3 protein-coding genes are annotated in these 4,042 nt (G+C 26.9%); 2 read left to right on the top strand and 1 reads right to left on the bottom strand.

All coding sequences use genetic code 11. The annotated features are described in order from the left end of the window. Positions 1 to 198: 198 nt before the first annotated feature. Positions 199 to 1,794 carry a DUF2207 domain-containing protein gene (locus HUJ77_RS14200; protein ID WP_291709709.1) on the bottom strand — a complete coding sequence of 532 codons (1,596 nt, stop codon included), beginning with the start codon at positions 1,792 to 1,794 and terminating at the stop codon, positions 199 to 201. Positions 1,795 to 1,905: 111 nt separating this feature from the next. On the opposite strand from HUJ77_RS14200, the gene HUJ77_RS14195 reads away from it, so the two are divergent. Further along, positions 1,906 to 2,862: a hypothetical protein gene (locus HUJ77_RS14195; RefSeq protein WP_291709708.1), complete on the top strand. Its 957-nt coding sequence runs from the start codon at positions 1,906 to 1,908 to the stop codon at positions 2,860 to 2,862. A 132-nt stretch (positions 2,863 to 2,994) separates the two neighbouring features. Next, a partial coding sequence (hydA, locus tag HUJ77_RS14190; RefSeq protein ID WP_291709707.1) for a dihydropyrimidinase occupies positions 2,995 to 4,042 on the top strand: 1,048 nt, incomplete at its 3' end.

Raw genomic sequence — 4,042 nt, 5'->3', positions numbered from 1 at the left:
GTATGAGGCTTGTGATTGCCACTTTGTGTGTAATGCACTAAAAGATAACTTTTAACCATATGATACAATAATTTTAAGTGCCGGAAAAATAGGTTATCAAGTAGAATTAAATTTAAATGAATTAGAAAAAGTAATCAGATTTCAATTAGCTGATTTAGTATAATAAAAAATAAGGAGGCTGTTTATACAGCCTCCTATTTAAAATGCTCCAGAACCACCACCACCGCCTCCTGTAAAGCTACTTCCAGATGAAAAGTCATTATAACTACTATTATTACTATTATTTATAGTTTTTTCTGTAGAGGAGTGGATTTGGTTAAATAGAAACATATTATTAAAATAATAATAACAATAATCATTTTGATTAATACTATTATCTTTCAAATCAATATCAAAATCTTCATAATTAATTCCTAGAGCAGCAGAATATATTATAGATTCCTTAATATTAAATATATCTTTATGATTTAATAAAGATAATAAATGATTTTTATAAGCCTGCCATTTTAAAAATTTATCATAGGTCTCATTATTCAATACTTCCTTATTTCTAATGGTTGTAAATAGATTAAGGTTTCTTCCATCTATACCTATTTGATTAATAAAATCCCAATAAGAATTATCAAATTTTTTTGCTTTCTTTGAGCTTTTTTCTACAAGTTTTTTGATTGATAGAAGATTAAATTCTTTATTATCATTTTCATATCTTTTAAACCAATTAATTAATATTTTTAAATGAGGATAATCATAAGCGTCAATATCTTTTAATCTTGTAAAAGTCATATTTTCAAAATCACTATTTTCATCCAAAGTAGTATTTAACTTATAGACCCCAATATTAGCTAGATATAATAAAGTTGATGGAACAATAGACCAAGATATATTATTTCTATTATAAATATAAGCAACTATAGTAGGACTTTCCTTAGATGGTGGGAAAAGCAATATCTCTTCATTTGTAAATATATATTGAGAACGATATTCTTGTAGTGCTATATTAAATAGTTTTTTATTACGCTTATGAACAATGAAAAATATTAATGAAATTATAGTAATTAATCCAATTGGATAAAGTAAATAAATTGGATTAAAATCTTCATCTTCAAAGGTCACCTCATTGTAATAACTTTCTAGGGGAGCTATATTTAAATAGTCTTTTTGAAATCTTAATTTAATTCCTAAATCAGAAGTTAAATTTTCTCCAGTTAATATAATGTTATTCTCTGTAGTTTCAGTATTAAAGTTACCATCACCAAAAATTGTATAGTATAAATCATCTTTATTAAATTTATCATTTGAAAGCTTTAAATTTAAGGTAACATTATTTACTGGATAATCTTCAGAGGCTGTATAAAAACTCCAATATAAAGAAGAATAATCTTGATATTTTTCTGCAGTATTTTTAGTAGTAAAGCGAATTTTAAACTTCTTTTCTTCGTTAGAACTTTTAGAATAAATTTTTATTTGTATTTTATCATTAGAGTCTAGAACTTGAAAGCTATTGTTAGATTCGTCATCTTTTCTTTCTAAAATAATCTCACCCTTTGAGTCAATTACATTAACTTCATAAATATCATATCCGTTAGATCCCTTTAAATTTAAATCCACATAAACTCCATTAAAATCACCATTAAATTTATAGGTGAAAATTTCATCTACATATAAATCTCCATTTTCTTTAATTTCAGCATTAATATTAAGTCTTTCTATATTATATGATTTAGGACTAGCTGAAACATTTATAGGAATAAGTAATAAGAATAAAAAAGTAAAAATAAATGTAAATTTTTTCAATAAACCTCTCTCCCTTTTTATAAAATAAATATACTAATTGTATTATACTTTAATCTTTTACAATTTATAAGTATATTAGTATAATATTGTATATGCAAAATATGTAAAGGAGTGATTTCTTTGAAAAGAATTTTTGAACTAACAACAAAGGATATTGAGGTAATTAATAAAACCGAATTAAAAGAAATTATAAAAGGATCTGAGGGGAGAACTGTTGTGTCTGAATCTATAATTAGCTATACCCCTTACATAAGAGAAGTTTCTAATTTAGAGCTTGCTTCAAGCTTTGGTGCAGATATGTTAACATTAAATACTTTTAATTTCGAAAAGCCATTTATATTTGGGATAGATGGAGGAAATGTTTTATTTAACGATTTAGAAAATATATCAAAAGAATATGAAAAAAGTGTAAAAAGAAATTTAAGTGATGAAAATTATATAAAAAACATAAAAAAACTAGTTGGTAGATTAATTGGAGTAAATTTAGAGCCGGTTCCAGAAGGTAGTAAGTATGAAAAAGGTTATACTTTAAATAAGGAAAATCTAGAAAAGGTAAAATACTATGGATTTGATTATGTAGTATTAACAGGGAATCCAAATACGGGTGTTAATGCTGAAACTATTTGTAATGGAATTAAGCTAGCAAAGGAAATATTAAAAGATGAAACCTTAATCATAGCAGGTAAAATGCATGGTGCTGGTAGTGGGAATATATATGATGAAGAAACTATAAAAGGATTTGTAGAGGCTGGAGCAGATGTTGTTTTAATACCCGCACCTGGTACAGTTCCAGGATTTGATTTAACTTTAGCTAAGAACATTATTTCTATGATTCATGAAAATGGAGCATTAGCAATGACTACAATAGGAACTTCTCAAGAGGGTTCAACTAAATCTGTTATTGAAAATATAGCCTTAAATTCTAAAATGGCAGGAGCAGATATTCAGCACATAGGTGATTGTGGAACTTTTGGTATGGCTATACCAGAAAACATTATGACATTATCTGTTGCTATTAGAGGAATAAGACATACTTATAGAAGAATGGCACAATCTATATTAAGATAGTTATCATAATGATAATGTTTATTAAAATGATAAAAGTTTTTAATTAGTTCTATGGACTTTTAAAGAATTTTTCATTGGCATAATGGTTGCTTAGATATAAGTTAAATAAAATTAGAAAGAGAAGTGAATAATATGTCTTTACTAATTAAAAATGGAACGATTGTGACAGCTAGTGATACTTATAATGGAGATATTTATATTGAAGAAGGTATAATTACAGAAATTGGAACTGATATAGGTAGACCTAGTGATGAAATAATTGATGCAAAAGGTAAATATGTTATTCCTGGAGGAGTAGATGTTCACACTCATTTAAATTTAGATGTAGGTATAGCAGTTGCTAATGATGACTTTTATACTGGGACAGTGGCAGCTGCTTGTGGAGGAACTACAACAATTATTGATCACATGGGTTTTGGTCCAAAGGGATGCAATTTAAAACATCAAGTTAATGTATATCATGGTTATGCTAATGGAAATGCTGTTATTGATTATAGCTTTCATGGAGTTATTCAACATATAAATGATGATATTCTAGAAGAAATGGAAACTATAGTTAAAGAAGAGGGAATGCCAAGTTTTAAAGTATATTTGACCTATGATTATATGTTAGAAGATGAAAATGTATTAAAAGTTCTTAAAAGATTAAAAGAACTTGGTGGAATTACAACGGTACACTGTGAGAATCATGGAAGTATTAAGGTATTAAGAGAGTATTTCGTAAATAATGGATTTAAGACTCCCAAATATCATCCATTAAGTAGACCTGTAGAAGCAGAAGGTGAAGCTGTAAATAGAATGATTAATTTGTCATCAATTGCAGATAATGCTCCATTATATATTGTTCACTTATCTTCTAAAATAGGTTTAAGCTATATAAAAATGGCTAATGAAAGAGAAGAAAATATTTATGCTGAGACATGCCCTCAATATTTAGTTCTTGATGATAGTAAATATGAAGAAGATAATAATGAAGGACTAAAATATATTATGAGCCCTCCTTTAAGAAAAAAAGATGATATTCAGGCTTTATGGAAGGGAATAAATGATGGATATATAAAAACAATAGCAACAGATCACTGTCCTTTCTCATTTAAAACAGATAAACAACTTGGAAAGGATGACTTTACTAAGTGTCCTAATGGTGCTCCTGGAATTGAAGAAAGAATACCTTTAATAT

Origin of the sequence: Clostridium sp., assembly GCF_021443865.1 — a bacterium.
In the GTDB taxonomy this organism is placed as follows: Bacteria; Bacillota; Clostridia; order Clostridiales; family Clostridiaceae; genus Clostridium.
Note: the sequence above shows the minus strand (reverse complement) of the source record. Positions and strands in the feature narration are given on the sequence as shown.